The 26,828-nt window shown below is 64.1% G+C and carries 26 protein-coding genes; 17 read left to right on the top strand and 9 right to left on the bottom strand.

The features are described 5' to 3' along the window. Positions 1–53: 53 nt before the first annotated feature. The gene (locus tag AC1RNN_RS18855) at positions 54–1,985 is read left to right on the top strand and encodes a YhgE/Pip domain-containing protein (protein ID WP_493091166.1); all 1,932 of its coding nucleotides are present in this window, start codon (positions 54–56) and stop codon (positions 1,983–1,985) included. Here AC1RNN_RS18855 and AC1RNN_RS18850 read toward each other — a convergent pair whose 3' ends face one another. After that, positions 1,986–2,954: a Bug family tripartite tricarboxylate transporter substrate binding protein gene (locus AC1RNN_RS18850; RefSeq protein ID WP_493091287.1), complete on the bottom strand. Its 969-nt coding sequence runs from the start codon at positions 2,952–2,954 to the stop codon at positions 1,986–1,988. It lies immediately after the preceding gene. A gap of 248 nt (positions 2,955–3,202) precedes the next feature. Here AC1RNN_RS18850 and AC1RNN_RS18845 point away from each other — a divergent pair, with 248 nt between their 5' ends. From AC1RNN_RS18845 to groL, 3 genes are all read left to right on the top strand, one after another. After that, a complete protein-coding gene (locus AC1RNN_RS18845; RefSeq protein WP_493091165.1) occupies positions 3,203–3,496 on the top strand; it encodes a hypothetical protein in 294 nt (97 codons plus the stop codon). Between the two features lie 363 nt (positions 3,497–3,859). Continuing rightward, positions 3,860–4,150 carry a co-chaperone GroES gene (locus tag AC1RNN_RS18840; RefSeq protein WP_493091163.1) on the top strand — a complete coding sequence of 97 codons (291 nt, stop codon included), beginning with the start codon at positions 3,860–3,862 and terminating at the stop codon, positions 4,148–4,150. 82 nt (positions 4,151–4,232) lie between these two features. Beyond that, complete coding sequence (gene groL / locus AC1RNN_RS18835; RefSeq protein WP_493091162.1) at positions 4,233–5,882, top strand: chaperonin GroEL; 1,650 nt, start codon at positions 4,233–4,235, stop codon at positions 5,880–5,882. A 130-nt stretch (positions 5,883–6,012) separates the two neighbouring features. On the opposite strand, the gene AC1RNN_RS18830 is transcribed toward groL, so the two are convergent. From AC1RNN_RS18830 to tal, 4 genes are all read right to left on the bottom strand, one after another. Beyond that, complete coding sequence (locus AC1RNN_RS18830) at positions 6,013–6,663, bottom strand: HAD family hydrolase (protein ID WP_493091161.1); 651 nt, start codon at positions 6,661–6,663, stop codon at positions 6,013–6,015. Next, positions 6,660–7,901 (bottom strand): winged helix-turn-helix domain-containing protein, encoded by a 1,242-nt coding sequence (locus tag AC1RNN_RS18825; RefSeq protein ID WP_493091159.1) that lies wholly within the window; start codon positions 7,899–7,901, stop codon positions 6,660–6,662. The genes AC1RNN_RS18830 and AC1RNN_RS18825 overlap by 4 nt, the downstream gene beginning before the upstream one ends. 112 nt (positions 7,902–8,013) lie before the next feature. Further along, on the bottom strand, positions 8,014–9,582 hold the full coding sequence (gene pgi, locus AC1RNN_RS18820) for a glucose-6-phosphate isomerase (protein WP_493091157.1): 1,569 nt from the start codon (positions 9,580–9,582) through the stop codon (positions 8,014–8,016). A gap of 12 nt (positions 9,583–9,594) precedes the next feature. Next, a complete protein-coding gene (gene tal, locus AC1RNN_RS18815; RefSeq protein WP_493091156.1) occupies positions 9,595–10,542 on the bottom strand; it encodes a transaldolase in 948 nt (315 codons plus the stop codon). A gap of 143 nt (positions 10,543–10,685) precedes the next feature. Between tal and zwf the strand changes: the two genes are divergently transcribed. After that, positions 10,686–12,152 carry a glucose-6-phosphate dehydrogenase gene (zwf, locus tag AC1RNN_RS18810; RefSeq protein WP_493091155.1) on the top strand — a complete coding sequence of 489 codons (1,467 nt, stop codon included), beginning with the start codon at positions 10,686–10,688 and terminating at the stop codon, positions 12,150–12,152. Between the two features lie 61 nt (positions 12,153–12,213). Further along, positions 12,214–13,062: a MurR/RpiR family transcriptional regulator gene (locus tag AC1RNN_RS18805; RefSeq protein ID WP_493091154.1), complete on the top strand. Its 849-nt coding sequence runs from the start codon at positions 12,214–12,216 to the stop codon at positions 13,060–13,062. Positions 13,063–13,181: 119 nt separating this feature from the next. Here AC1RNN_RS18805 and AC1RNN_RS18800 read toward each other — a convergent pair whose 3' ends face one another. Then, positions 13,182–14,282: a porin gene (locus AC1RNN_RS18800; protein ID WP_493091153.1), complete on the bottom strand. Its 1,101-nt coding sequence runs from the start codon at positions 14,280–14,282 to the stop codon at positions 13,182–13,184. Between the two features lie 296 nt (positions 14,283–14,578). Then, positions 14,579–15,583 carry a porin gene (locus AC1RNN_RS18795; protein ID WP_493091152.1) on the bottom strand — a complete coding sequence of 335 codons (1,005 nt, stop codon included), beginning with the start codon at positions 15,581–15,583 and terminating at the stop codon, positions 14,579–14,581. A 243-nt stretch (positions 15,584–15,826) separates the two neighbouring features. Here AC1RNN_RS18795 and coq7 point away from each other — a divergent pair, with 243 nt between their 5' ends. Then, positions 15,827–16,444: a 2-polyprenyl-3-methyl-6-methoxy-1,4-benzoquinone monooxygenase gene (gene coq7, locus AC1RNN_RS18790; RefSeq protein WP_493091151.1), complete on the top strand. Its 618-nt coding sequence runs from the start codon at positions 15,827–15,829 to the stop codon at positions 16,442–16,444. Between the two features lie 28 nt (positions 16,445–16,472). Here the strand turns inward: coq7 and AC1RNN_RS18785 are convergent, their stop codons facing one another. Beyond that, positions 16,473–16,922, bottom strand: coding sequence for an OsmC family protein (locus tag AC1RNN_RS18785; protein WP_493091150.1), 450 nt, complete (start codon positions 16,920–16,922; stop codon positions 16,473–16,475). A gap of 122 nt (positions 16,923–17,044) precedes the next feature. Here AC1RNN_RS18785 and ilvA point away from each other — a divergent pair, with 122 nt between their 5' ends. Further along, positions 17,045–18,667 carry a threonine ammonia-lyase, biosynthetic gene (gene ilvA, locus AC1RNN_RS18780; protein WP_493091149.1) on the top strand — a complete coding sequence of 541 codons (1,623 nt, stop codon included), beginning with the start codon at positions 17,045–17,047 and terminating at the stop codon, positions 18,665–18,667. 46 nt (positions 18,668–18,713) lie between these two features. On the opposite strand, the gene AC1RNN_RS18775 is transcribed toward ilvA, so the two are convergent. Then, the gene (locus AC1RNN_RS18775) at positions 18,714–19,262 is read right to left on the bottom strand and encodes a type II secretion system protein N (protein WP_493091148.1); all 549 of its coding nucleotides are present in this window, start codon (positions 19,260–19,262) and stop codon (positions 18,714–18,716) included. Between the two features lie 81 nt (positions 19,263–19,343). Here AC1RNN_RS18775 and gspG point away from each other — a divergent pair, with 81 nt between their 5' ends. Genes gspG through gspD form a run of 9 tightly spaced genes read left to right on the top strand, consistent with a single transcriptional unit; the run spans position 19,344 to position 26,822 of the window. Beyond that, positions 19,344–19,775 (top strand): type II secretion system major pseudopilin GspG, encoded by a 432-nt coding sequence (gene gspG / locus AC1RNN_RS18770; protein WP_493091147.1) that lies wholly within the window; start codon positions 19,344–19,346, stop codon positions 19,773–19,775. Then, positions 19,772–20,203: a GspH/FimT family pseudopilin gene (locus AC1RNN_RS18765; RefSeq protein WP_493091146.1), complete on the top strand. Its 432-nt coding sequence runs from the start codon at positions 19,772–19,774 to the stop codon at positions 20,201–20,203. Before gspG ends, AC1RNN_RS18765 begins: the two co-directional genes overlap by 4 nt. Further along, the gene (gspI, locus tag AC1RNN_RS18760; protein WP_493091145.1) at positions 20,200–20,568 is read left to right on the top strand and encodes a type II secretion system minor pseudopilin GspI; all 369 of its coding nucleotides are present in this window, start codon (positions 20,200–20,202) and stop codon (positions 20,566–20,568) included. Before AC1RNN_RS18765 ends, gspI begins: the two co-directional genes overlap by 4 nt. Then, complete coding sequence (locus tag AC1RNN_RS18755; protein WP_493091143.1) at positions 20,568–21,251, top strand: PulJ/GspJ family protein; 684 nt, start codon at positions 20,568–20,570, stop codon at positions 21,249–21,251. Before gspI ends, AC1RNN_RS18755 begins: the two co-directional genes overlap by 1 nt. Then, positions 21,248–22,201 carry a type II secretion system minor pseudopilin GspK gene (gspK, locus tag AC1RNN_RS18750; RefSeq protein WP_493091140.1) on the top strand — a complete coding sequence of 318 codons (954 nt, stop codon included), beginning with the start codon at positions 21,248–21,250 and terminating at the stop codon, positions 22,199–22,201. The genes AC1RNN_RS18755 and gspK overlap by 4 nt, the downstream gene beginning before the upstream one ends. Before the next feature lie 22 nt (positions 22,202–22,223). Next, positions 22,224–23,399: a type II secretion system protein GspL gene (gspL, locus tag AC1RNN_RS18745; RefSeq protein WP_493091139.1), complete on the top strand. Its 1,176-nt coding sequence runs from the start codon at positions 22,224–22,226 to the stop codon at positions 23,397–23,399. After that, complete coding sequence (locus AC1RNN_RS18740; protein ID WP_493091138.1) at positions 23,396–23,869, top strand: type II secretion system protein M; 474 nt, start codon at positions 23,396–23,398, stop codon at positions 23,867–23,869. Before gspL ends, AC1RNN_RS18740 begins: the two co-directional genes overlap by 4 nt. Before the next feature lie 12 nt (positions 23,870–23,881). Beyond that, on the top strand, positions 23,882–24,700 hold the full coding sequence (gene gspN, locus AC1RNN_RS18735; protein ID WP_493091136.1) for a type II secretion system protein N: 819 nt from the start codon (positions 23,882–23,884) through the stop codon (positions 24,698–24,700). A 4-nt stretch (positions 24,701–24,704) separates the two neighbouring features. Beyond that, complete coding sequence (gspD, locus tag AC1RNN_RS18730) at positions 24,705–26,822, top strand: type II secretion system secretin GspD (RefSeq protein ID WP_493137494.1); 2,118 nt, start codon at positions 24,705–24,707, stop codon at positions 26,820–26,822. Positions 26,823–26,828 lie beyond the last annotated feature (6 nt).

The raw sequence follows: 26,828 nt of genomic DNA, 5'->3' as shown, positions 1-26,828 counted from the left end.
GATATAAAACGATTCTGATCGGGAGGCTGGGTCGCGCGCCCGCACAACACACGATGACACCGTTCCAGCAGATCCACTACATCGTGCGCAGCGAACTGCGCACCTTTGTGCGCTACCCCAAGACGCTGGCCGCTGCGGCCGCAGTGGTGATGCTGCCTGCGCTTTATGCGCTGATCTACCTCTTCAGCGTCTGGGACCCCGCAGCCAACACGCAGTCGCTGTCCGTGGCCCTGGTCAACCTGGACGAAGGGGTGGAGTACCGGGACCATGTCTTCAACGTGGGCTGGCAAGTAGTCTCCAAGCTGCGCAGCAGCCACCGCTTTGGCTATGTAGATCTGTACGACGCCGAAGAGGCACGGCACAAGGTGCGCCAGGGCCAACTGGCCTTTGCGCTCATCATCCCCAAGGACTTCAGCTCCAACGCCATTCCGGGCGCCCACCCCGGCGGCGGCAAGCTGGTCATCTACAGCGCCGAGGGCAATAACTACGAAACCGCAGTGATCGCACGCCAGTTCGCCACCGAGCTGGGCCACGAAGTCAACGAGAGCCTCAACGAACGCCGCTGGACCCTGGTGCTCAGCACCGCCGCCGGCTCGCAGCAGAGCGTGGACCAACTGCGCGCGGGCGTGCACCAGCTGCGCATGGGGGCCGAGCAGCTCAAGAACGGCTCCGAACACGCGGCCAGCGCGGCCAAGGCCCTGTCCAACGGTGCCGGCCGCTTGCAGGGCGGCGTGGAGCAGCTCACCGACGGCATGCGCCAGCTGGGCGCCGGCTTGCGCACCATGGACGCACGGCGGCCACCCAACTCGGAACTCAATCGCCTCAAGAATGGAGCAGAAGCGCTGGCCGCAGGCCATGGCGAACTGGCGCGCGGCTTGGACGAGTTGCAAACCGGCTCGCAGAAGATCCGCGAAGCCGTCAACGGATTTCAGGAAGAAGCCAATGGCAGCCTGCTGGTGTCCACCCGCGTCAAGGACAACGCCAGCGAGCTGGCCCGGGGGGTAGGCCAGCTCGATGACGGCCTGCGCACCGCTAGCAGTGCGCAACGCCAACTGGCCGACGGGGCGGAGAAGGTCAGCGCCGGGGTTGGCACTCTGACTACTGGTGTGCGCGCCCTCACCGGCGGCATCCGCACCGCCGTGGGCAAGCTGCCGGAAGATAGCCAGCTCGAAGAACTCAACCGCGGCGCGCAGGCGCTGAGCAATGGCAACCAGGCGCTGAGCGATGGCCTGCAGAAAGTCCACCTCGGCTCCCAGACCCTGTCGGGCGGACTGGATCTGTTGGCCAATTCCCTGCCCACGGCGCTAGACACCCCCGGTGGCAGCGCCGCCGGCATGGCCAGCTCGGTGCAACCTGTCATGGAATTGAGTGCGCCGGTGTCCAACAGCGGCAGCGGCTTTGCCCCCAACATCCTGCCCGCCGCGCTGTGGCTGGGCGCGGGCATTGCGGCCTTCCTCATCCATGTGCGCACCCTGCCACGGCGCGCGCAGCACTTCTCTCGCCCGACCCAGTTCCTGGGCAAGATGGCCCTGCCGGCCGGTGTGGTGATCCTGCAGTCGCTGCTGCTGGGACTGGCCGTGCGGCAAGTGCTGACCATGCAGGTGGCCAACACCCCTGCCTTTATGCTGACGCTGATGGTGTCGGGCCTGAGCTTTCTGGCCATGGTGCTGATGCTGACCAAGGCGCTGGGCGATGCGGGCAAGGCCATGGCCATGGTGCTGCTGGCGGTGCAGCTGTCCTCGTCGGGCGGAGTGATGCCGGTGGAGCTGAGCGGGGGCCTGTTCACGCAGATCAGCCCCTGGCTGCCCATGACCTGGGTGGTGCGCGCAGTGAAGGCCAGCCTGTTTGGTGCCTTCGATGGGGAATGGATGCGGCCGCTGGCCTATGTGGCTGCAGCCGGCATGGCGGCCATGCTGGTTGCCATGCTGGTGGGGCGCTGGCGCTACGTCAAAGCCGCCGCCATGCGCCCTGCAATCGACCTGTAGTTATTCAACCTTGGCGCCCGAAGACTGGACGATGCCCTTCCACTTGGCGTAGTCCGCCTTGAGCAGATTGGAGAACTGGTCCACCTTCATGGCCACGGGTTCTGCGCCCTGGGCCTGGATGGCGGCCTTGATCTCGGGGTTGGCCAGCAGCTTGTTGATCTCGGTATTGAGCGTGGTGACCACGTTGGCGGGAGTGCCAGCCGGCGCGAACACACCGTACCAGGTACTCACATCAAAGTCCTTGTAGCCAGATTCCGCCACGGTGGGCACATCGGGCAGCGAGCTGCTGCGCACGGCCGATGTCACCGCCAAGGGGCGCAGCTTGCCGGCCTTGATCTGGGCCATGGCCGAGGGCACGGACGACACCAGCAAATCCACATTGCCCGCCAGCGCGTCCATCAGCGCAGGGTTGGAGCCCTTGTAAGGAATGTGGCGGATGTTGATGTTGGCGGCCTTCTCAAGCAGGTAGCCGGCCAAGTGGATGGTGGTGCCATTGCCGGGCGAACCGTAGGTGATGGCATCAGGCGCCGCCTTCGCAGCGGCCACCACATCGGCCAGAGTCTTGAACTTGGAGTTGACGCTGGTGGCAATCACCACCGGGGTGTAGGCCACGTGGGCCACCGCCACCAGGTCCTTGGTCGGATCCCAAGGCAGGTTGCCGTAGAGCCAGGGACCAACGACGAGGTTGTCCTTTTGGCCCATGACGATGTCGTAGCCCGTGGGCGCGGCCTTCACGGCTTCGGTGATGCCGATGGTGCCGCCGGCGCCGGCGCGGTTGTCGGGCACCACAGACCATTTGTCCACCTCGGTCAGCTTCTGGGCCACCAGGCGGGACAGGATGTCGGTACCGCCACCGGGCGGAAACGGAATGATCAGGCGGATGGATTTGTTGGGATAGGTGCCCTGCGCCTGGACCACGGGCAGGACGGCCAGCGCCAGACCGAGCGCGGCGGCGAGTTTCTTCAGCATCGACATAGACATTTCCAGAAGGTGAAACCACGCGGCCATGCACCGCGCATGGCCGCCAGATTGTGCCCCGGCCCCACGCACGCCGTGAGCGGGCAACTACCAAGCCCCGCCGCCAGCAAAGCCCTTGGCAAACGCCCGACAGGCGGCAGAAAAGCAACAAATTAGGGGGGTGGACCTAAGCGGCTTGAGTTGACCTAGGGTTTACCCTATACTGCAGTGCAACATCATCGTTTTCAGGAGAAGCCGCCATGAGTACCACCACACTGTCCAACGCCCCTTTTGCCCAAGATACACGCCACAACGTGGGTGCCGCAGTGCGTGCACTGGCGGTGTCGGCCAACAATCTGGCGGTTGCCCTGTGGAATAGCGCTTTCCAGAGCGCCCCTGTGGTAGCCAAGGAACTGACCGCCTTTGAAGAAGCGGCCAACCTGCGCGCCATGGCCGATGACGCCATGTCTGCCAAGGACGTGGGCTTTGCCAACGACCTGTACGCCATGGCCGATCGCGTGGAACGCGCCGCCCTGGCCGCACAAGCCCAATAAGTTAGCACACGCTCTCCCAAAAAAAACGCCGCCCTTGGGTGGCGTTTTGCATTTCCGGGGCTGGAGCTCAGCCCTTGTGGTTGCGCAGGTTGTGCTTCTTCTCGAACACTGCGACGCTCTGGCGGTCTTCCTTGCGCTGGATGCGGGCTTCCTGGTTCACATTGCGTTGCACATCCGCCTGCATGCGCTCAGTCCGAAGTCATTGGGTACCGGTAAAGCCCGGCGGGCTTGAATCCCACGTTTTTGGCCTTATGATTAGCACTCGATGGAGTTGAGTGCTAACAACACCCTCCACACGTACCTGTGCATGCACCCCTGAGGGTGTCTGCCTGTTCCCTTTGTTTGAAACCCAGGAGATTCCTCATGAAACTGCGCCCTCTGGCAGACCGCGTGATTGTTAAGCGCGTTGAAAACGAAACCCGCACCGCTTCCGGCATCTACATTCCTGATGCTGCCGCCGAGAAGCCTGACCAAGGTGAAGTTCTGGCTGTGGGCCCTGGCAAGACCAACGACAAGGGCGAAACCAAGGCCCTGACCGTGAAGGTCGGCGACCGCGTGCTGTTCGGCAAGTACTCTGGCCAGACCGTCAAGGTCGACGGCGACGAACTGCTGGTGATGAAGGAAGACGACCTGTTCGCAGTCGTTGTTTCCTGATCTGCAACACTATTAATTTCATAGCTGGCTGCGCAATATCCACGCGGTCCAGCACCTGATTTCACTTATTTAGGAGCCACACATGGCAGCAAAAGACGTAATTTTCGGCGGCGAAGCCCGCGCACGCATGGTTGAAGGCGTGAATGTTCTGGCCAACGCGGTCAAAGTGACCCTGGGCCCCAAGGGCCGCAATGTGGTGCTGGAACGCTCCTTCGGCGCCCCCACCGTGACCAAGGACGGTGTGTCCGTGGCCAAGGAAATCGAACTCAAGGACAAGCTGCAGAACATGGGCGCCCAGATGGTCAAGGAAGTCGCTTCCAAGACGTCTGACAACGCTGGTGACGGCACCACTACCGCTACCGTGCTGGCCCAGGCCATCGTGCGCGAAGGCATGAAGTACGTGGCCGCCGGCATGAACCCCATGGACCTGAAGCGCGGTATCGACAAGGCTGTGGAAGCCCTGATCGCCGAACTGAAGAAGGCCTCCAAGCCCACCACCACTTCCAAGGAAATCGCCCAAGTGGGTTCCATTTCCGCCAACTCTGACTCCTCCATTGGCGACATCATCGCCAACGCGATGGACAAGGTCGGCAAGGAAGGCGTGATCACTGTGGAAGACGGCAAGTCCCTGCAGAACGAACTAGATGTCGTCGAAGGCATGCAATTCGACCGCGGCTACCTGTCCCCCTACTTCATCAACAACCCCGAAAAGCAAGCTGCTTTGCTGGACAACCCCTTCGTTCTGCTGTTCGACAAGAAGATCAGCAACATCCGTGACCTGCTGCCTACCCTGGAGCAAGTCGCGAAGGCTGGCCGTCCCCTGCTGATCATTGCCGAAGACGTCGAAGGCGAAGCCCTGGCGACTCTGGTGGTGAACACCATCCGCGGCATCCTGAAGGTTGTTGCCGTGAAGGCCCCTGGCTTCGGCGACCGCCGCAAGGCCATGCTGGAAGACATCGCCATCCTGACTGGTGGTAAGGTCATCGCCGAAGAAGTCGGCCTGTCGCTGGAAAAGGTGACCCTGGCTGACCTGGGTTCTGCCAAGCGCATCGAAGTGGGCAAGGAAAACACCATCATCATCGACGGTGCTGGCGCTGCTGCCGACATCGAAGCCCGCGTGAAGCAAGTGCGCGTGCAAATCGAAGAAGCCACTTCTGACTACGACCGTGAAAAGCTGCAAGAGCGCGTGGCCAAGCTGGCTGGCGGTGTGGCCGTGATCAAGGTCGGCGCTGCCACCGAAGTCGAAATGAAGGAAAAGAAGGCCCGCGTCGAAGACGCCCTGCACGCTACCCGCGCTGCGGTGGAAGAAGGCATCGTGGCCGGTGGTGGCGTGGCTCTGCTGCGCGCCAAGCAAGCTGCTGGCGAAATCAAGGGCGCCAACGCTGACCAGGACGCCGGTATCAAGCTGGTACTCAAGGCCATCGAAGCGCCCCTGCGCGAAATCGTGTTCAACGCTGGTGGCGAAGCCTCCGTCGTGGTGAACCAAGTGCTGGGTGGCAAGGGCAACTACGGCTTCAACGCCGCCAACGACACCTATGGCGACATGATCGAAATGGGTATCCTGGACCCCACCAAGGTGACCCGCACCGCTCTGCAAAACGCAGCGTCTGTGGCCTCCCTGATGCTGACCACCGAGTGCATGGTTTCCGAAGCCCCCAAGGACGACGCTCCTGCCGGCGGCGGCATGCCTGACATGGGCGGCATGGGTGGTATGGGCGGCATGGGCATGTAATTGCCCGTGGCGTGAGGGCGCAAGCCCTCGCACTGCCAACAAAAAGCCCCGCAAGGTTTGCGCCTTGCGGGGCTTTTTTACGTTTGTATCACTATGTTTTTGATAGCTGCTCGCGCACTATCTACAGGGGCTATAGACCGATTTTCTTCAAACTCCAGGCTTGCAGATCCTGCGTGACCTGAGTAGCGCTCTTGAAGTGGATACCGTGCCAGCCCTGGGCCTGCGCGGCTTCGATGTTGCCCAGCAGGTCGTCGATGAACACGGTCTTGGCCGGGTCTAGGTCATAGCGGCTTTGCAGCAGTTGGTAGATGGCGGCTTCGGGTTTGATGAGCAGCACATCGCCCGAAAAAATGCCACCATCAAAGCCCAGCAGGAAGGGATGCAGGCGCTCCAGCGTACGGGCGTAGGGCACGGGCATGTTGGAGAGGAAGCAGAGCTTGAGCGGCTCGCCGCCCTTGGCCTGCTGCTGCGCGCGCAGCGCGTCCAGCTTGTTCAGCAGCGCGATGGAATCGGGCATGGGGACCAGGCGTTCACCGATCTCGCCCACCAGCTTGATGAGCGCCGCGCGGTCCAGCCCCAGGCGGGCCACGGTGCGGTCGATCACCTCTTCCATGGTGGCCGTGCCGCGGTCAAAGGCCTGCCAGTCCGGGTGGCCAAACACCTCGTGCGCCAGATGGCCGGCTTGCGCGGGCGTGGCGGCGCGGTCGGGGAAACATTCGGCCACCAGGTCCACAGGGCGCCAGGTAAACAGCACCGCGCCAAAGTCAAACACCACATTCATGTCTCAGTTCTTTCCAATTGCAAATTCTTCAGGGCGCGCTTGAGCGCTGCGGCCAGCTTGGCGGGCTGCGTGCGGGTGATGCGCACCTGCGGCGTGCCATGCCAGTTGGCGCTGCGCTGGATGGCCTGGGCCACGTCGGTAGTCTGCGCCTCGCTCCACACCAGCCCGGGCTGGGCATGCAGCGCACGCACCTCGAACACGCCCTGGTCCCGGTGCGCTTTGGCGTCCAGCCGGCCAATGAGTTCGCCGCGGCAGAGGATGGGCAGCACAAAGTAGCCATACACGCGCTTCTCTTCAGGCGTGTAGCACTCCAGCCGGTAGTCAAAATCAAACAGTGTGGAGCCGCGCTCGCGGTCCCACACCACGGGGTCAAACGGCGACAGCAGCGCAGTGTGCGTCGCCTGCAGCGTGCCGGCGCGGGCCTTCTTCAGTAGCGTAGCGTGGCTCGCGTGCACATAGCCGGGCACATCCCAGCCGTCCACCGCCACGCGCACCACCGTGCCAGCATCCACCAGCGCGTCCAGGTCCGCATCCTTGAGGCGCGGCTTGGTGCGGAAATAGTCATTGACCCAACGCGCTTGGGTAATGCCCAAGGCGGCGACGGCTTTCTCCATGAGCTGGGCGTGCAACGCAGCCTTGCTGACCGACTCCACAGGCTGCAGCAGCTGCGGCGCCACGCGCTCGCTGAGGTCGTAGACGCGGTGGAAGTTCTCGCGCCGCGCAATCATCAACTCACCCAACGCAAACAGCGCCTCCAGCCAGCGCTTCTCATCCTTCCAGCCCCACCAGACGCCGCCCTTGCCCTCGGGCCGCTCAAAGTCGGAAGACTTGACGGCGCCATTGGCGCGGACGTGGTCCAGCAGCTTGTCCAGATGCGCGCGCTGCGTCGCATCCAGTTTCCGAGCATTGGCCACCCCCCAGTGCTGGCGGGCGTGGCGGTTGTAGGCGCGATGGATATGCAGATCGTCCACAGGCGCAAAGCAGGCCTCATGGGCCCAGGTTTCAAACACCTTGGCCGCAGCCAGTGTTTCTTCCAGCCATTCACGCGGGTAGTCACCCAGCCGGGAATGTAAAACGAGGTAAGGGCTGCGCGACACCACATGGATGGTGTCGATCTGCAGCAGCGCCATACGCTGGATACAGGCCGCCACATCGGCGCGCTTGGCAGCACGCGTGGGCACTTGCAGCAAGCCTTGTGCTGCGAGATGCAGATTGCGGGCCTGCTGCAGTGTAAGCATGGTTCAGTGGCTTGGAAGCGAAGCGGCACGGCGGGATGTTGCGGCGGGCGATTTGTGCGCGTTTGGCACCATGAGCCCGCCGCAATGTCCCGCTGTGCCGCCCACCACGCAGTCAGGCCCGCAAGCGTGCCAACAATCCGGCGGTGGAGCCGTCCAATCCCGACACATCGCCGGAAGCCAAGCGAGGCTCGATCTCCTTGGCCAGCACCTTGCCCAGCTCCACACCCCACTGATCAAAGCTGTTGATGCCCCATAGCGAACCGCTGACAAACACGCGGTGCTCCTGCAGTGCAATCAGCGCGCCCAGAGAAGCGGGAGTCAAATCGTCCAGCAACAGGAAAGTGCTGGGGCGATTGCCGGTGAAATGCTTGTGGCCACCCGCATCGCTCTTGCCCTGCAGCAAGGCTTGAGCTTGCGCCAACACATTGGCCAGCAGCAATGGCTGGTGACCCTTCAGGTCATGGCGCGCCTTTTTCACCGCGATGAACTCCATGGGCACCACGTCGGTCCCCTGGTGCAGCATCTGGAAGTAAGCGTGCTGCCCGTTGGTGCCAGGCTCGCCCCACAGCACGGGCGAAGTGCCAAAGGGCAGCGCTTCACCGGAAGCGTCCACGCGCTTGCCATTGCTCTCCATCTCCAGCTGCTGCAGATAGGCCGGCACGCGGCGCAAGGCGCTGTGGTACGGCGCAATGCTGCGGCTGGTGAAGCCATGGAAGTTGCGGTACCAGACGTCCAGCAGGCCCAGACGCACCGGCAAATTGCTTTCCAGCGGCGCAGTGCGGAAGTGCTCGTCCATGGCGTGGGCACCGGCCAGGAATTCGCGGAAGCCCGCGGCACCAATGGCAATGGCGATGGGCAAGCCAATGGCCGACCACATGGAATAGCGGCCACCCACCCAGTCCCAGAAGCCAAAGGTGGTGGTGATGCCAAAGGCATTGGCCGCCGGCACATTGGTGGTCAGCGCGGCAAAGTGACGCGCAACGTCGGTGCCACCCTGCGCTTCGAACCAGGCCTTGGCCGAGGCGGCATTGGTCATGGTCTCGATGGTGGTGAAGGTCTTGCTGGCGATCAGAAAAACGGTGCTTTCGGCCTTCAGGTCCGGCAGCTTGGCGGCCAGTTCGTGACCATCCACATTGCTCACAAAGTGCAGGCGCTTGCCGCTGGTGGCAAAGGCATCCAGCGCGAGCACAGCCATCTGCGGGCCCAGGTCCGAGCCGCCGATGCCGATGTTCACCACATCCGTAATCGCTTTGTCAGCGCGCACTTTCTCGGCGTAGGCCAGCATGGCGTCCAGCGTAGCGTGCACCTTGGCCTGCTCGCCTGCTACAAATTCCGCAGCTGCTCCCGCATAGTTGACGGGGACTCCAGGCGGATTTCGCAACAACACGTGCCACACCTCGCGCTGCTCGGTGTTGTTGATCTTCTGGCCCGCGAACATGGCATCGCGGTGTTCCAGCACGCCGCTCTGGCGCGCCAGGTCGAATAACAAAGCTTCGGTCGCCGCGTCTATGCGGTTCTTGGACAGGTCAGCAAACACATAGGGTGCCTCCTGGCTGAAGCGGCCAAAGCGCTGGGCGTCAGCCTTGAAGGCCTCGCGCACATCCAGTGCTTTGCCCGACGCATCGTAGGCAGCTTGCAGGGCGCCCCAGGCGGGCGTGCGGTCGCAACGGGTACGTGCCATGTCGCCCGCCCCTTACGCTGCCAGCAGCAGTTGTTCCAGCTTCACCGCGTCCACGCAGAAGGCGCGAATGCCTTCGGCCAGCTTCTCGGTGGCCATGGCGTCGTTGTTCAGCGCGAGGCGGAAGCTGGCTTCGTCATAGCTCACGTGTTCGATGGCTGCGGCCTTGGCGGCTTCGGCGTTCAAGGCGGGTGTCAGCGGTGCGTCGGTGGCGGCCAGGCTGGCCAGCAGGTCGGGGCTGATGGTCAGCAGGTCGCAACCGGCCAGGGCCGTGATCTGGCCCACGTTGCGGAAGCTTGCGCCCATCACCTCGGTTTTGATGTCGAACTTCTTGTAGTAGTTGTAGATCTGCGCCACGGACTTCACGCCGGGGTCATTGGCCAGCGCGTTGTCGGCTTCGACCCAAGCAGCGCCTGCGTTCTTCTTGTACCAGTCGTAAATACGGCCGACAAAAGGCGAGATCAGTTGCACCTTGGCCTGGCCGCAGGCCACGGCTTGGCAGAACGCGAACAGCAGGGTCAGGTTGGTGCGGATGCCCTTGCGCTCCAGTTGCTCGGCGGCCTTGATGCCTTCCCAAGTGGACGCGACCTTGATCAGCACGCGATCGGTAGCAATGCCTTGCGCTTGGTACAACTCAATCAGGCGCTCGCCGCGCGCCACGGTGGCGGCAGTGTCAAAGCTCAGGCGGGCATCCACTTCGGTGGACACGCGACCGGGGATGATGGAAAGGATTTCGCAGCCAAAACGCACCAGCAAGCGGTCCACGATCTCGTCCATGGGGCGGCCGCGGAACTGGTTCACCGTGTCTTTCACCAGGGGCGCGTAATCAGCCTTTTGCACCGCCTTCAGGATCAGCGAGGGGTTGGTCGTCGCGTCCTGGGGCTTGAAGGCGTCGAGCTGCTTGAAGTCGCCGGTGTCAGCGACCACGGTGGTGAATTGTTTGAGTGCGTCGAGTTGGTTCATGAGAGGCGCGGGCCGCGAGGCCGGGGTTAGAGACTAGGGTAAACCCGTAAAACTGGGTCGGTTCAGCAGCTTGAATTATCAATGAAACAAAGTTACATTACAACGTCATCTTTCATGTAACTCTTAAACGTACCATCTGTCTTATGAGCTTTGATCTAGTCATGTTTGGCGGCACCGGCGATTTGGCCTGGCGCAAGTTGATGCCCGCACTGTTCCAGGCGTTTCGCCACGGCTCCTTGCCAGAGGGTGGACGCATCATCGGCGTGGGCCGTGACAATCTGAGCCACGAGCAATACCGCGCGCTGATCCAGTCCCGTTTCGAGAAGGTGGAACTGGCCAAGCGCCCCAGCGCCGAGGAGTTCGCCCGCTTTGCCGCCATCCTCGAATTCCAGCGCATGGACCTGTCCAAGCCCGACGATTACGCCGCCCTGGCCGAGACCCTGAACGCCCGCAACGCCGACAGCGTGGTCATCTACGTAGCCACCGCGCCCAGCCTGTTCACCAATGTCTGCGAGCAGCTCGCCGCTGCCGGCCTGAACACGCCCAAGACGCGCGTGGTGCTGGAAAAACCGCTGGGCCATGACCTGGCCTCCAACCGCGCGATCAACCAGACCGTGCGCCAGTTCTTTGAAGAAAAGCAGATCTTCCGTATCGACCACTACCTGGGCAAGCCCTCGGTGCAAAACCTGTTTGCCATGCGCTTTGGCAACGCCCTGTTTGAACCCCTGTGGCGCCGCGAGCACATCGCCAACATCCAGATCACCATCGCCGAAGACCTGGGCGTGGAAAGCCGTGGTGCGTTCTACGAAACGACCGGTGCGCTGCGCGATATGGTGCAGAACCACGCGCTGCAGCTGCTCTGCGCGATTGCCATGGAGCCGCCCATCAATTCGCACGCCGATGCCATCCGCGACGAAAAGCTCAAGGTGCTGCGTTCGCTCAAGCCCTGGACCAGCGAAACGTTGAAACAGGACGTGGTGCGCGGCCAGTATGCGGCCGGCACCAGCGGTGGCAACAAGGTACCGGGCTACCGCGAAGAAACGGGCGTGGACCCCAAGAGCAACACCGAAACCTTTGTGGCCCTGCGCACCGAAATCGCCAACTGGCGCTGGGCCGGCGTGCCGTTCTACGTCCGTACCGGCAAGCGCCTGTCGGGCCGCGATGCACGCATCGTCATCAACTTCCGCCCCACACCGCACGCCATCTACGACTCCAACGAAGGCGCGGCCAACCGTCTCATCATCAACCTGCAGCCCAAGGACGGGCTGGAATTGCACATGCTGGCCCAGGGACAGGAAAACCGCCAATCGCGTGCAGCCGCCTCGCAAACGCTGGCCCCGGTGCAGTTGGACCTGGACTTCGACAAGCGCTTTGGCTCCGAGCGCGTGGGTGCCTACGAGCGCCTGCTGCTCGACGTCATCGACGGCCGCCTGAACCTCTTCGTGCGCAGCGATGAACAGGAAGAAGCCTGGCGCTGGGTCGAACCCATGCTGGAACATTGGGCTGCCGACTCCACTGGCCCCCGCCTCTACGCGGCGGGCACCTGGGGTCCCAGTGCGTCGAGCGCCATGATTGCGCGCGACGGCTTCTGCTGGTCAGAAGAGTCTTGATGTGCTGACGACGCAGCGGCAGTCCACGGGACTGCCACTGCGTCCCACTGGAAAACTGAACATGCTGGACCGAATCAAAGCCTCCCTGCCCTCCCTGGCCCCCGCTGAACAACGGGTGGGCAAGCTCTGCCTGGCCGACCCGCGCGCCTTTGCCAAGCTGCCCGTCAGCGAATTGGCCGACCGCGCCCACGTGAGCAAGCCCACTGTGGTGCGCTTCTGCCGCAGCGTGGGCTACGACGGTCTCTCGGACTTCAAGCTGAAACTGGCTGGTACGGTGAACGAAGGCGTGCCCTTCATCCACCGCAGCGTGGATGCCGATGACAAGGTAGGCGATGTGATGGTCAAGGTCATCGACAACACGGTGGCCGCCTTCCTCAAGTACCGCAACGATGCTTCCACCATGGCCATCGACAAGGCCGTCACCTCTTTGGTGGATGCCTATAGCGCTGGCCGGCAAATCCAGTTCTTCGGCGTGGGCAACTCCGGCATCGTGGCGCAGGACGCGCAACACAAGTTCTTCCGCCTCGGCATCAACACCACCGCCTACAGCGACGGCCACATGCAGGTCATGAGCGCCTCCATCCTCGGGCCCGGTGACTGCGTGGTCGTCATCAGCAACTCCGGCCGCACCCGCGACCTCATGGATGCCTGCGACATCGCCCGAAAGAACGGCGCAACCACCATCGTCATCACCGCCAGCGGCTCGCCCCTGGCCAGCGCCGGCCACATCCACCTGAGCGCAGACCACCCCGAAGGCTTCGACCGCTACAGCCCCATGGTCTCCCGCCTGCTGCACCTGATGATCATCGATATCTTGGCCACCTGCGTCGCCCTGCGCATAGGCAGCAACAAGCTGCAGCCTCTGCTGCGCGAGATGAAGCACAACCTGCGCAACAAGCGCTACGCGTGAGCTGCACGGAGATCGTTGCGCCCATATCCGCCAGCCCGACTGGCAAACAAAAAGCCCGCTGTATCACTACAGCGGGCTTTCTTATCTAGACCACACACTGGCTCACGCCAGCGTCGTGATTAGAAGGAGTGGGAAACCAGCAGATTGGTCTCGCTGCTGCGGTCCTTGCCAGCGGCGGACAGCCAGTTTGCGTAAGTGGCAATCAAGCTGGTGCGCTTGCTCAGAGCGTATGTAGCAGACAGGCCATAGCCGCTGCGGGTTTGGTCCAACTGCCCCGCCACGAAGGGAACGTTACCCACGCCAGAAACAGGAATGGTTTGCGCAATTGTTCCATTGGAGGTTTCTTGGGCGAAGTTTGCGCCCAAAGTCCAAGCGCCAACCGGCACAGAGGCTGCGACCATAACGTCAGTCAGGGTAGAGCCACCAGTTGTTGTCAGAACAGACACCCCGCCACCGAGCTTGGCAACGCCGAAGTCATAGGACGCTGCAGTACGAAGCACATCCTTGTAGGAGGTATTCACATTATCAGTACGGCCGTCATACGACAGGTAGTTGATGTTGGCAATCAAAGCGCCGCCCACATAAGTGGCAGAGAAGCTGTTGAGGCGTTGGCCAGTAGTACTCGCAGCACCAGCACCGCCAACACCTAGACCAGCACCCACACCGGAGGTCGTGCTGGAGCTCACGGAAGCCTGCTCATGGTGAGCGATACCCAAATAAACAGAGCCAAGCTTGGTGTCAAAACCAACGCTGTCCTTCAGACCACGCGAAGGAAACACTTTGTTGTCCATGCCCACGCCACCCACGCCAGAAATACCACCCGACAGGTAGTCCACAGGCTTGTAGGTTTGCAGAGTCAGGCGCCCCACAGATGTCGTCAGCTTCAGGGAGGAGTCACCGCCGGATACACCACCACGGTTCAGACCGTCAATGCTCATTTCGGCGGCAACACTCATGCCACCACCCAAGTCTTCCTTTGCAGCGAAAGTGATGAGCGAGGTGTCAATACCCAAGCCGGAAGCATCACCTACAGGGTTACCGCCGCTACCACCAGCCAGCGCTTCAGTCACTGCCTGTGTGATTTGTTGTGTAGCCGTACCTTGGCGGGGAGCATTAGTGCTCGCCTTGTAGCCAACAATGTAGTTACCAGTGATCGTTACCTGGGCAAAGGAAGCGCCAGAAGCAGCCAAAACTGCCAAAGCGATGAGCGATTTTTTCATGTGGTGTCTCTTCAATTTGAGTTAGATGGTAAGCAGGAAGAACATGATGAGTTCTTCTTCCGCCTGTCTACTTCTTAATTCAGAAGTAAGTTCTATTGAAACAAAAATTCACATTGGCGTCATGTAAATGCCGGGACAAAAAGTAGACGACCGTGCCAAAAAGTGCGTTTTGTTGTATTAGCACCAACGACAACAAGAATTTCACCCAATGAAAATAAGGCGAATAAAAAAGCCTGCTGCATTGCTGCAGCAGGCTTTTAATCTTCAATCTCAAGCTGGCTTACGCCAGCCGGATATTAGAAGGAGTGGGAAACCAGCAGGTTGGTTTCAGTGGAACGCTGAGCAGCGCCCACAACGCCTTCCCACGAAGCGTAGGAAGCGATGAAGGAAGTGCGCTTGGACAGAGCGTACTCAGCCTTCAGACCGTAACCGGTACGTGTACCTTCAGCGCTACCAGCAGGAGCAGTGTCGCTGTGCACGCGTTGAGCAAAGTCTGCACCCAGAGTCAAAGAGCCCAGGGGAACGCCAACAGCCAGGAACGAGTCTTGGCGAACGCCAGTCACGAATTGGGTGTTACGGTAGCCAGCGCCCAACTTGGCAACGCCGAAGTCGTAAGCGCCACGGATGCTGAAACGGCTCTTGCCGTTGGTGGAAGCAGCAGTACCTTGTTGGTCCCAGACCTTGAAGTTACCGTTGATAGCCAAGGGGCCAGCGGCGTAGCCGAGGGTCACGCCAGTACCGCGTTGGTAGCCAGCAGCGACGGGGGTACCAGCAGCACCAACACCCAGACCGATGGGGGAAGCGTTTTCACCGCCTTGAGTAACGGCGCTTTCGTCGTGAGAGATGCTAGCTGTGAAGCCGCTGAAAGAAGGAGTGGTGTAAGTGATGGAGTCAGAAGCAGTCTTGGTGGAGAACACCTTGCCGTCAAAGCCAACACCGCCAACAGCGGAAGTACCTTCGGACAGGTAGTCAGCGCCGCGGCCGTTTTCGATAGCGATCTTACCGAAACCACCAGCGATCCACAGACCGGAGTCACCACCGGAAACACCACCGCGTGTCAGGCCGTCGATCTTCATTTCTGCGCCAGCAGTCAGACCGCCGCCCAGATCTTCCTTGGCGGTGAAAGTCACCAGGGAAGTGTCGTTACCTAGACCAGATTGGTCACCACCGTTGGCAGTGGCAGTAGCGCCAACGCCAGTGGAAGCACGGTAGCCAGCGGTGTAGTTACCGGTGATGGTTGCTTGAGCGAAAGAAGCGCCGGAAGCAGCCAGAACTGCCAGAGCGATGAGGGTCTTTTTCATTGAGAAATTCTCCAAGGTTAAACATAGAGCTCCGGACCGATTGTTCGGAACTCCGGGCCAACCTCCTAGTTCAGGAAGTTGGATGTATTGCACCAGACGAGGCCCGGTTTGGCAAAGAAAAAGGCCGAAATATTAGGGTTCCTACGAGTTACCGTTGTTGGTCTGCAACATTTTCTTTAACCCTCGTCAAATGCCTTTAGATGCCCGTCCCTATAGACTCTGCGCATCCCTACAGAGACCTCTATGGACGCCCTGCTGACTGCCGCCGATTCCGCTTTGCGCACCCTGTTTGCCACCCCCCGGGCTTCCCAAGCCTGCCCCACTTTGCCCGAAGGCCCAACCGAGCTTTCAGATGGCGAAAAACGGCGCGCGGCGGGCCTGATGCGGGTCAACCACGTGGGAGAGGTCTGCGCCCAGGCTCTATATACCGCGCAGGCTCTGGCCACGCCCAATGCGGCACTACGTGAACACTTCACCAAGGCCTGCGACGAGGAAACCGATCACCTAGCTTGGACCGCCCAGCGGCTGGAGGAACTGGGCTCGCGCCCGTCCCTGCTCAATCCGCTCTGGTATGCCGGGGCTTTCGGGCTGGGCTTGCTGGCCGGGCGCATGGGCGACCGCCTGAGCCTGGGCTTTGTGGTGGAAACCGAGCGCCAGGTTGGTGCACACCTGGAAAGCCATTTGACGAAATTGCCAGAGGGCGACCACGCCTCCCGTGCCATCGTGGCGCAAATGAAAACGGATGAGCTGCAGCACGCTGCTGATGCGGAGGCTGCAGGAGCGGTCGAACTGCCCGCCCCGGTCAAGGACATGATGCGCGCCGCGGCCAAGGTCATGACCAGCGTCGCTGTCCATATCTAGGTCTAGGGGCGCCTGGCCCCGCTGACGATCAGTCCTCGATCAGGTCGAAGCCGGTGGTGATTTCGGCCGTCTTGCCCAGCATAATGCTGGCCGAGCAGTATTTCTCGTGGCTCATGGCGATGGCACGCTCCACGGCGCTGGCCGGTATGCCCCTGCCGCGCACGGTGAACTGCATGTGGATCTTGGTGAACACCTTGGGATCCACGGGCGCACGCTCGGTGGTGAGCTTGACGCTGCAACCGCGCACATCGTGGCGGCCGCGCTTGAGAATGAGCACCACGTCATAGGCCGTGCAGCCGCCCGTGCCGGCCAACACAGTTTCCATGGGGCGCGGCGCCAGGTTCTGACCACCGTTTTCAGGTTTGGCGGCATCGGGCGCACCGTCCATCACCAATGTGTGGCCGCTGCCTGTCTCGGCAATAAAGCCCATGCCGGAGCGGGTATCCAGACCACCGGTCCAGCTGACTGTGCATTCCATGACTTGCATCCTTTTCAATATGCCCCGCGCGGGGCCAAAAACTTGCCACTACAATATGATTAACTTACTCCGCGCGGAGTAAATTATTTGCATTTGCTTATTGCAACCCGGAGTGTAGCCCTGTGAGTCAACCCAGCCCAACCGCCACCGCCCCCCTGACCCCCGCCGACTACCTCGCCAAGATCCTGAGCGCGCGCGTCTACGACGTGGCCAATGAGACGGCGCTGGAACCTGCCCGCGCCCTGAGTCGGCGCCTGCACAACACCGTGCTCTTCAAGCGCGAGGACCAACAACCCGTGCGCAGCTTCAAGCTGCGCGGTGCCTACAACAAGATGGCGCAGTTGCCTGCGGACCAGATTGCGCGCGGCGTGATCTGCGCCTCCGCCGGCAACCACGCCCAGGGCGTGGCCCTGTCGGCCAACCGCATGGGTATACGCGCCGTCATCGTGATGCCCACCACCACGCCCCAGCTCAAGGTGGACGCCGTGCGCAGTTTTGGCGGCGAGGTGGTGCTCCATGGCGAAAGCTATTCCGACGCCTACGCCCACGCCGTGACGCTGCAGAAGAAAGAGGGCCTGACCTTCGTCCACCCCTTTGACGACCCGGACGTGATCGCCGGCCAGGGCACGGTGGCCATGGAAATCATGCGCCAGGTGCAGACCCTGGGCGCGGACAAGGCCGCCAAGTCGGGTCACAAGACGGGCAGCAAGAGCGGCCCCGGTATCGACGCGGTCTTTGTCGCCATCGGCGGTGGCGGCCTGATCTCGGGCGTGGCCAACTACATCAAGGCGGTGGCGCCTGGCGTGAAAGTCATCGGCGTGCAGATGAATGACTCGAACGCCATGATCCAGTCGGTAGGCGCCAAGGAACGCGTCACCCTGCCCGACGTGGGCCTGTTCTCCGACGGCACAGCCGTGAAGCTGGTGGGCGAAGAAACCTTCCGCATCGCCAGCAACCTGGTAGACGACTATGTGACGGTAGACACCGATGCAGTGTGTGCGGCCATCAAGGACATTTTTGTGGACACGCGCTCCATCGTGGAGCCCGCCGGTGCGCTGGCCGTGGCTGCCATCAAGCAATACGTGGCGACGCACAAGACCAAGGGCGAAACCTACGCGGCCATCCTCTGCGGCGCCAACATGAACTTCGACCGCCTGCGCTTTGTGGCTGAGCGCGCCGAGGTGGGCGAGGAGCGCGAGGCCTTGTTTGCAGTCACCATCCCCGAGGAGCGCGGCAGCTTCAAGCGCTTCTGCGAACTGATTGGCGAACTGCCCGGCGGCACGCGCAATGTGACCGAGTTCAACTACCGCATCAGCGACGCGGCCAAGGCCCATGTGTTCGTGGGCCTGAGCACGCAGGGCAAGGGCGAGTCGGCCAAGGTGGCGAAGAACTTCGAGAAGAACGGCTTCCAGACCCTGGACCTGACGCACGACGAACTGGCCAAGGAGCACATCCGCCACATGGTGGGCGGCATTTCCCACCTGGCGCAAGACGAGCGCCTGCTGCGCTTTGTATTCCCTGAGCGACCCGGCGCGCTGATGAAGTTCCTGAGCCTGATGCGCCCGGGCTGGAACATCAGCCTCTTCCACTACCGCAACCAGGGCGCGGACTACGGCCGCATTCTGGTGGGCCTGCAGGTGCCTGCTGCGGACAACGCGGCCTTTGCAGAGTTTCTGGAAACGCTGGGCTACCCCTATGTGGAAGAAACCGCCAACCCGGTGTACCGCATGTTCCTGCAGCGCTGAGCACTTGCTACCAAAAAAGTAGCTGTTCGCGCGCATTCCACGGGGGCTAGGGCGCTGTTTTATCCTTAAGCGCGATGGAGGGGCCGGCAAATTCGGCCTTGGCCTGAACCGGCTGCGCGGCAACACCCAGCCCCGCAGCCGCGGGAACCGATGCCGGCAACTCCAGCAGCATCTCCAAGCCGTTGCGTATCAGCGTGGCCCGACGGCCTTGCACGGACTGCAGTGTCCAGCCATCCACCACCGTGGCGCCCACAGCCACCGGCTTGGCCGGCTTGCCGTCGACCGACAGCAAGACTGCACCTTTGGTTTGGCCCTGGACGACCACGCCCAGCAATGCAAATCGCGCAGACTCCAGCACAGGGGCCGCCTGCGGCGCGGCGTTGGCACTACCGCCACTTGCCACATCCCCCAGCGCGCGGCGTACGGCCACGGTATCCGGCGCCACGGCAGGTGCAGCGGCCACGGCCACCACACTGTCGGACGCGGCAGGGGCCGCCACACGCAGCCCCCACACCACCGCACTGGCCGCAGCCAGGGCCGCCAGGACAAATGCCGCCAGACGCGGCCACCACAGGGAGGGGGCAGACAGGACCATGCGGCGCATTATCATGGAAGGCCCATGCGCCTGGCCCCGGCAGGCGAGCCCCATCCACCCCTGCCCCTTGGCCTACCCACCATGCGCCTTGCTCCACGTCTTTCTGCACTTGCCCGCGGCTTCACGCTGATCGAACTGATGGTGGTGCTGGTCATCATCGGCGTGCTGGCTGCGCTCATCGTGCCCAATGTGCTGGACCGCGCCGACGACGCGCGCGTCACCGCCGCCAAGACCGACATTGCCAACCTCACGCAGGCGCTCAAGCTCTACAAGCTGGACAACCAGCGCTTCCCGAGCAGTGAACAGGGCCTGCAGGCGCTGGTGACCAAACCCACCGCTGCCCCCCTGCCGCCCAACTGGCGCGTCTATCTGCCAAAGCTGTCCAACGACCCCTGGGGCCACCCCTACGTGTACCTGAGCCCCGGCCTCAAGGGCGAGATCGACGTGATGAGCCTGGGCGCCGATGGCCAGGCCGGCGGCGAGGGCAAGGACGCCGACATCGGGAACTGGTGAAAGAGCGCGGCTTCACCCTGCTGGAACTCCTGCTGGTGGTCGCCATCGTGGGGGTGGCCGCTGCTGGGGTGACGCTTGCGCTGCGCGACGCCACGCAGTCCCAGCTGGACCAAGAGGCCCAGCGCCTGGCGGCACTGCTCGAGTCCGCCCGCGCCCAGTCACGCGCCAGCGGCGCACCTGTGCGTTGGCGCACCACCGCGCAGGGCTTTGTGATCGAAGGCCTGCCGCCCGTGAAAGACGCGCAGCCCCTGCCCACCAACTGGCAAAGCGCAGGCACGCAAGCGCAAAGCGACGGCGTGCTGCTGGGCCCGGAACCGTTGCTACCGCCACAAGCCGTACGCCTGTGGAAGCGCGATCAGCCCGAACGCAGTCTGTGGGTGGTCACCGACGGTGTGCGACCCTTTGCCGTACAGGGCAGCGCGCCATGAACCGGCCGCGCCGCACGCCCCGGGGCTTCACCCTGATTGAGGTGCTGGTGGCGCTGGCCATCGTGGCGGTGACGCTGATTGCAGGCCTGCAGGCCACGGCCTCGCTCACCCGCAATACCAGCCGCCAGACCGAGCGCGTGCTGGCGCAGCTGTGTGCCGAAAACGCGCTGGCCCAGGTGCGCCTGTCACGCCAGCTGCCCGACGTGGGCGACAGCACACGGCCGTGTGAGCAGGCCGGGCGCACGCTGGACCTGCGCCTGCTGGTGCAGCCCACGCCCAACCCCAATTTCCGCCGCGTGGAAGCGCGCGTGGCGCTGGAGGGCGTGCCCCTGCTGCAATTGGGTACCGTGGTGGGACGCTACTGATGCACCGCCCCCTGCGCCCGCGCGGCTTCACCCTCGTCGAGCTGCTGGTGGCGCTGGCCATCATGGCGCTGATGGCGGTAATGGGTTGGCGCGCGCTGGACGGCATGCAACAGGCGCGCAACGCCAACCGCGACCATGCCGACGCCGTGCTGGCGTTGGACGCTGGCCTTACGCAGTGGACCACCGATCTGGAAGCGCTGACCGAGCAGCCCCAGACCCGCACCCTGGAATGGGACGGCCGCGCCCTGCGCCTGACGCGCCGTGCCGCCGCAGGCGCGCAGGCCGGTGTACAGGTGGTGGTGTGGACGCGGGCCGAACGCGAAGGTCGCATGCAGTGGTTGCGCTGGGAGTCCACCCCGGTGCGCACGCGCGAAGAATGGACCAGTGCCTGGGCCGCTGCCGACGCTTGGCTGCAGGGTACAGGCGCGGGAGTCGACGCGGCCAGCGGCGTGCGCACGCGGGAAGTGCGCATTACCGCGCTGGACCAATGGCAGCTTTACTTTTACCGCGGCGGTGCCTGGAGCAACCCGCTTTCCAGCGCCGGCAGTAATGCCGCTGGTGCCGAGCCCGCTGCCGCGGTGCCCGACGGCGTGCGCCTGGTGCTGACTGTGGCATCGCCCCACCCGCTGGCCGGCACCGTGGTGCGCGACTGGGCGCGCGCCAATAGCGGGGGTACGCCATGACGCACATGCAGCGCCAGCGCGGCGCGGCGATCCTCACCGCAATGCTGCTGGTCACCCTGGTGGCGGCGCTGAGCGCGGCCGCGCTGTGGCAGCAGTGGCGCACGCTGGAGGTGGAAACCGCCGAGCGCCAACGCACCCAGGCCAGTTGGATCCTGCAGGGCGCGACCGACTGGGCGCGGCTCATCCTGCGCGAGGATGCACGCGCCGGGACCACCGACCACCTGGCCGAGCCCTGGGCCGTGCCGCTGCAGGAGGCCAAACTCTCGGCCTTTCTGGCCAGCGATGGGGATGGCGCGCTGGACGCGATGCAGTCGGCCAGCCTCTCGGGCCAGATCGTGGATCTGCAAGGGCGACTCAACCTGCTCAACCTGGTGCAGGAGGGCCGCCCCCACCCTGCCACGCTGCAGGCCGTCACCCGCCTGTTTGATGCATTGCACCTGCCCCCTGCCGAGCTGCAGCTGCTGGTGAGCCAACTGCAGCTGGCGCTGGAGCCGGCTGATAACTCCGGCTCCGCCAAGCAGCCCCACCCCCTGTTGCCGCGCAGTGCAGATCAACTCGGCTGGCTGGGCCTGTCGACGTCTACCGTGCGTGCGCTGCAACCCTATGTGGTGGTGTTGCCCGAGCGCACGCCGCTCAACCTCAACACCGCATCCGCCGCGCTGCTGCAGGCCAGCCTGGGCGTGGACGCTGCGGGCGCACAACGACTGGTAGCGGCGCGCACGCTCAATCCCTTCCGCTCGCTGGCCGATGTGGTGCAGGCCGCGGGCAGCGCCAATCTGGTCACCGTAGATACGCTGCACAGCGTGAACTCGCGCTACTTCGAAGTGCGTGCGCGCCTGCGCCTGGGCACGCTGGAGACGATGAAGCGCACCGTGGTGCAGCGCGAGGGCCTGCTGGTGAAACCCCTATGGAAAGAGCGGGTGGCGCCCGAGATGGCGTTCGTACAATGAAGCGCCCTCCGGCTCCCCACCCATGACCCACCTGCTTGTCCTGCTGCCCCTGCCTGCCGACCTGAGTGCCACACCAGTGGCGCAATGGGCGTGGGCGGGCCCTGCGCGAGCGGGCCAGGTGACGGTGGTGGTGCCGGCGCAGGCCCTGTCCTGGCACCGCGTGCAACTGCCCGCTGGTGTGCAGCGCCAGGGGCCGCGCCTGCGCGCCGTACTCGAAGGCCTGTTGGAAGACCAGTTGCTCGATGAGCCGGCCCGCATGCACTTTGCGCTGGAGCCCTCGGCGGCCAGCAGCGGCCCCGTCTGGGTAGCCGCCTGCCTGCGCGACTGGCTGCGCCAAGCCTTGCAGGCGCTGGAGCAGGCCGGCCACCAGGTCGGTGCCGTGGTGCCCGAATGGGCGCCGCAGGCCAACAGCACCACGCTCTGGGTCACCGGCAATGCCGACACCGCCCAGGCCGTGTGGGTGGATGCGCAGGGCGTGCACTGGCGGCCGCTGTCGGGCGAACACATCTCTTCCGCCTCCATTCCCGCCGCCTGGCAAGCGCTTTCCGTGCAGGCCGAGCCTGCCGTGGCCAGCTTGGCCGAAGCCCTGCACCGCGGGGACGTCACCGTGCTGCCGCGCGACGAACGCCTGCAGCAATGCGCCCACACGGGCTGGGACCTAGCCCAAGGCGACATGGCCCGCCGCCACCCGTTAACGCGCCGCCTGCAGCAAGCCGCGGCCGCGCTGTGGCAGGCGCCGCAGTGGCGCCCGGCGCGCTGGGCGCTGACGACCCTGCTGCTGGTGCAGCTCGTTGGGCTCAACGCCGCAGCCTGGCAGGCAAAAAGCCAGCTCGCGCAGCAGCGCAGCGCCATGCAGGCCACGCTGCTGGCCACCTTCCCCAACACACCCGTGGTGATCGACGCGCCCAAGCAGATGGAGCAAGCCGTGGCGGGCCTGCGCCAAGCCAGTGGCCAGGCCTCGGCCCGCGATCTGGAAAGCCTGCTGGCCGCCCTTGGTAGTTTGGAAGGTTTTGATGCCCTGGCCCTCGCCAATTCTGCGCAAGCAGCTATTGATTTCGTAGCAGGCGAGTTGCGCGTGCGCGGCCTGAACCTGTCCGCCACGCAGCTGCCCACGGTGCAAAGCCAGCTGCAGGCGCGCGGCTACAGCGCCCGCCTGGACGGCAGCACCCTGCACATCACCCCCCGGAGCACACCATGAGCACCGCCCTGCGCCACTGGTGGACCCAACGCGCGCCGCGCGAGCAGCGCATGCTGGGCATCGCGTTGGCACTGGTCGCGGTAGCGCTGCTATGGTGGCTGGGCGTGGCCCCGGCGCTGCGCAGCCTGCGCCAGTGGGAAACCCAGGCCCCCCAACTGCAAACCCAGCTGCAGACCATGCGCAGCCTGCAAGCCGAGGCCCAGGGCCTGCAGGCCCAGCCTCCACTTTCTACCGCCGCCGCACAACAGGCCCTGCAAGGCACGCTGGGCGCGCTGGAGAGCAGCGGCAGCCTGGTGGTGCAGGGCACGCTGGCCACCGTGACACTGCGCGGCACAAGCCCGCAGGCACTGGCCCAGTGGTTGGCCCGCGTGCGCACCGAAGCGCGCCTGGCCCCCAGCCAAGCCAGCCTGAGCCGCGACGCCAAGGGCGGCTGGAGCGGCACGCTGCAACTGCCGCTGCCCGGCCAGTAAGCCGCCCCCACCATGGCCCGCACGCACCTCCGCCCCCACCTGGTCGCCGCATCGCAGCGCGGCGCGCCTTGGGCGTGGGCCGTGGCGGGTGTATTGGCTGGCGGGCTGCTTGCCACCGCCTTGTTTGCACCCGCGCGCTGGCTGGCCTGGGGCCTGGCGCAGGCGACCCAACAACGCGTACAGCTGCTGCAGCCCCAGGGCACGGTCTGGAACGGCAGTGCCCAGCTGACGCTGGGCGCCGACGCCGCGGTAGCCACCGCGCTGCCCGGGCGCGTGGCCTGGCAACTGCGTCCGCAGTGGCTGGGCGCCGCATTGCGCCTGGAAGCACCCTGTTGCCTGCACGCACCGTGGGACATAAGACTGCACGGTTCCACCAGCGGTGTGCAGCTGCAAGCTGCCGACCTGAGCGCGGGCCAGGCCCTGCGCCTGCCCAGCGCCTTGCTGGCCGGGTTGGGCACGCCGTGGAACACCATCCAGCTGCAGGGCACCCTGGCGCTGCAACCGCAAGGTTTGGCCCTGCAATGGCAGCAAGGCCAACTCGCCGTGCAAGGTCGCCTGCAGATCGACGCGCTGCAGATGAGCACGCGCCTCACGCCGCTGCAACCCGTGGGCAGCTACCGCCTGCAGCTGCAGGGCGGTGATGCGCCCACGCTGGCGCTACTGACGCTGGACGGTGCCCTGCAACTGCAGGGCCAGGGCCAGTGGCAACAGGGGCGCTTGCGTTTTGAAGGCGAAGCGCGCGCCGCCGCGGGCCGCGAAGACGCGCTGGCCAATCTGCTCAACATCATCGGACGGCGCGATGGCGCGCGCTCCATCATTCACGTGGGTTAACCGCATGCACCACTCCCTTCCCCCTTCGTCCATGGCTCTGGCTCGCAGCCGAAGTGCTACGGTTTTGCTAGCTGCTTGCGCACTATCCATGGGGGCTGGCAGCCTGTTTGGCACACAAGCCTGGGCGCAGGCCGCAGCCGCCAGCACGATAGCCAAACGCGGTGACTCGATCACCCTGAACTTCAGCAACGCCGACATCGAGGCCGTCGCCCGCACCATGGCCACGCTGACCGGGCGCAACGTGGTGGTGGACCCGCGCATCAAGGGCACCATCACGCTCACCACCGACAGCCCGGTGCCACCGGCGCGCGCCTACAGCCTGTTCCTGGCCACGCTGCGCATGCAGGGCTTCACTGTCGTGCAGGTCGATGGCATTGACAAGGTGGTGCCAGAGGCCGACGCCAAGCTGCAGGGCGGCGGTGTCTTGTCAGCCGAATCCGGCGCGCCCAGTGCAGGTGGCAACCAGCTGTCCACCCAGATCATCAAACTGCAGTACGAGAACGCCAACAACCTGGTGGCCGTGCTGCGCCCGCTGATCAACCCCAACAACCCGATCAACGTGAACCCGGCGACCAACTCGCTGGTGATCACCGACTACGCCGACAACCTGCGCCGCCTCTCGCGCGTGATCGCTGCGCTGGATGTGCCCAATGCCACCGATGTGGAAGTTGTGCCCCTGCAGCACGCCAGCGCCACCGACCTGGCACCGCTGGTGCTGCGCCTGCTGGAGAGCAATGGCACGGCAGCGGGCGGACAGGTGGACGCGAGCTTCAAGACCACCGTGCTGGCCGAACCGCGCAGCAACGCCCTCATCGTGCGCGCCGCCAACCAGGCGCGCCTGACGCTGGCACGCTCCCTCATCAGCAAACTGGACCAGCCCACGGCGGGCGGCAACGGGGCGGCCGGCAACATCTATGTGGTCTACCTGAAGAACGCCAACGCCACCCAACTGGCCACCACGCTGCGCGCCGCCATCAGCAACGAGGCGCGCGCACCGGTCAGCAGCGTGCCTGCGCCCTCGACGCCCAGTGGCGCAGCAGGCGCCACGCTGGCTGCGCCGGCCGCCCCCAGCACCGGCGGCCAGATCCAGGCCGACCCCACCACCAACTCCCTCATCATCACCGCCAGCGAACCGCAGTACCGCCAGCTGCGCGCCGTCATCGACAAGCTCGACGCACGCCGCGCCCAGGTGTTTGTGGAAAGCCTGATTGCCGAAGTCAGTGCCGACAAGGCCGCCGAATTCGGCATCCAGTGGCAAGGCGCGCTGGGCAATGCCGGCGACGGCACCATCGGACTGCTGGGCACCAACTTCGGCAGCGCGGGCAAGAACATCATCACCCTGGCCACGCAGGGTGCGGCGGGCACCGTGTCACCCGGGCGCGGCATCAACCTGGGCGCGGCCACCAAGACCAATGGCGTCTATGTGCTGGGCTTTCTGGCGCGCTTTCTCGAAGAATCGGGCAGCGGCAATGTGCTGTCCACGCCCAACCTGCTGACGCTGGACAACGAAGAGGCCAAGATCGTCATTGGTCAGAACGTGCCCTTTGTGACCGGCCAGTTCACCAACACCGGCGGTGGCAACAACGGCACGGTCAACCCCTTCCAGACCATCGAGCGCAAGGACGTGGGCCTGACGCTCAAGGTCAAGCCGCAGATCAGCGAGAACGGCACCGTCAAGCTGGCCATCTTCCAGGAGGTGTCCAGCGTGCTGGCCTCCACCGCCAACGCCACCAACGGCCCCACCACCAACAAGCGCACCATCGAGTCGAACGTGCTGGTGGAAGACGGCGCCGTGGTGGTGCTGGGCGGCCTGCTGCAGGACGAGTACGCCGGCAACCAGGAGAAGGTGCCCGGCCTGGGCGACCTGCCCTTCTTCGGCAACCTGTTCAAGAGCGAGGCCCGCAGCCGCAAGAAAACCAACCTCATGGTCTTCCTGCGCCCCATGGTGGTCCGCGATGCGGCCGCCACCCAAGCGCTGTCCAACGACCGCTACGAACTCATGCGCAGCGGCCAGCAAAACAGCCAGCCCGAGGCCAGCACGCTGGTGCCCATCAACGAGGCGCCGGTGCTGCCCACGCTGTCGGCCAAGCCTGCAGCAGGCAATCCATCACCACAACCATAAACGAAC

Source organism: Rhodoferax sp. GW822-FHT02D07, assembly GCF_058802405.1.
This window is presented reverse-complemented; position numbering and strand designations above follow the sequence as displayed.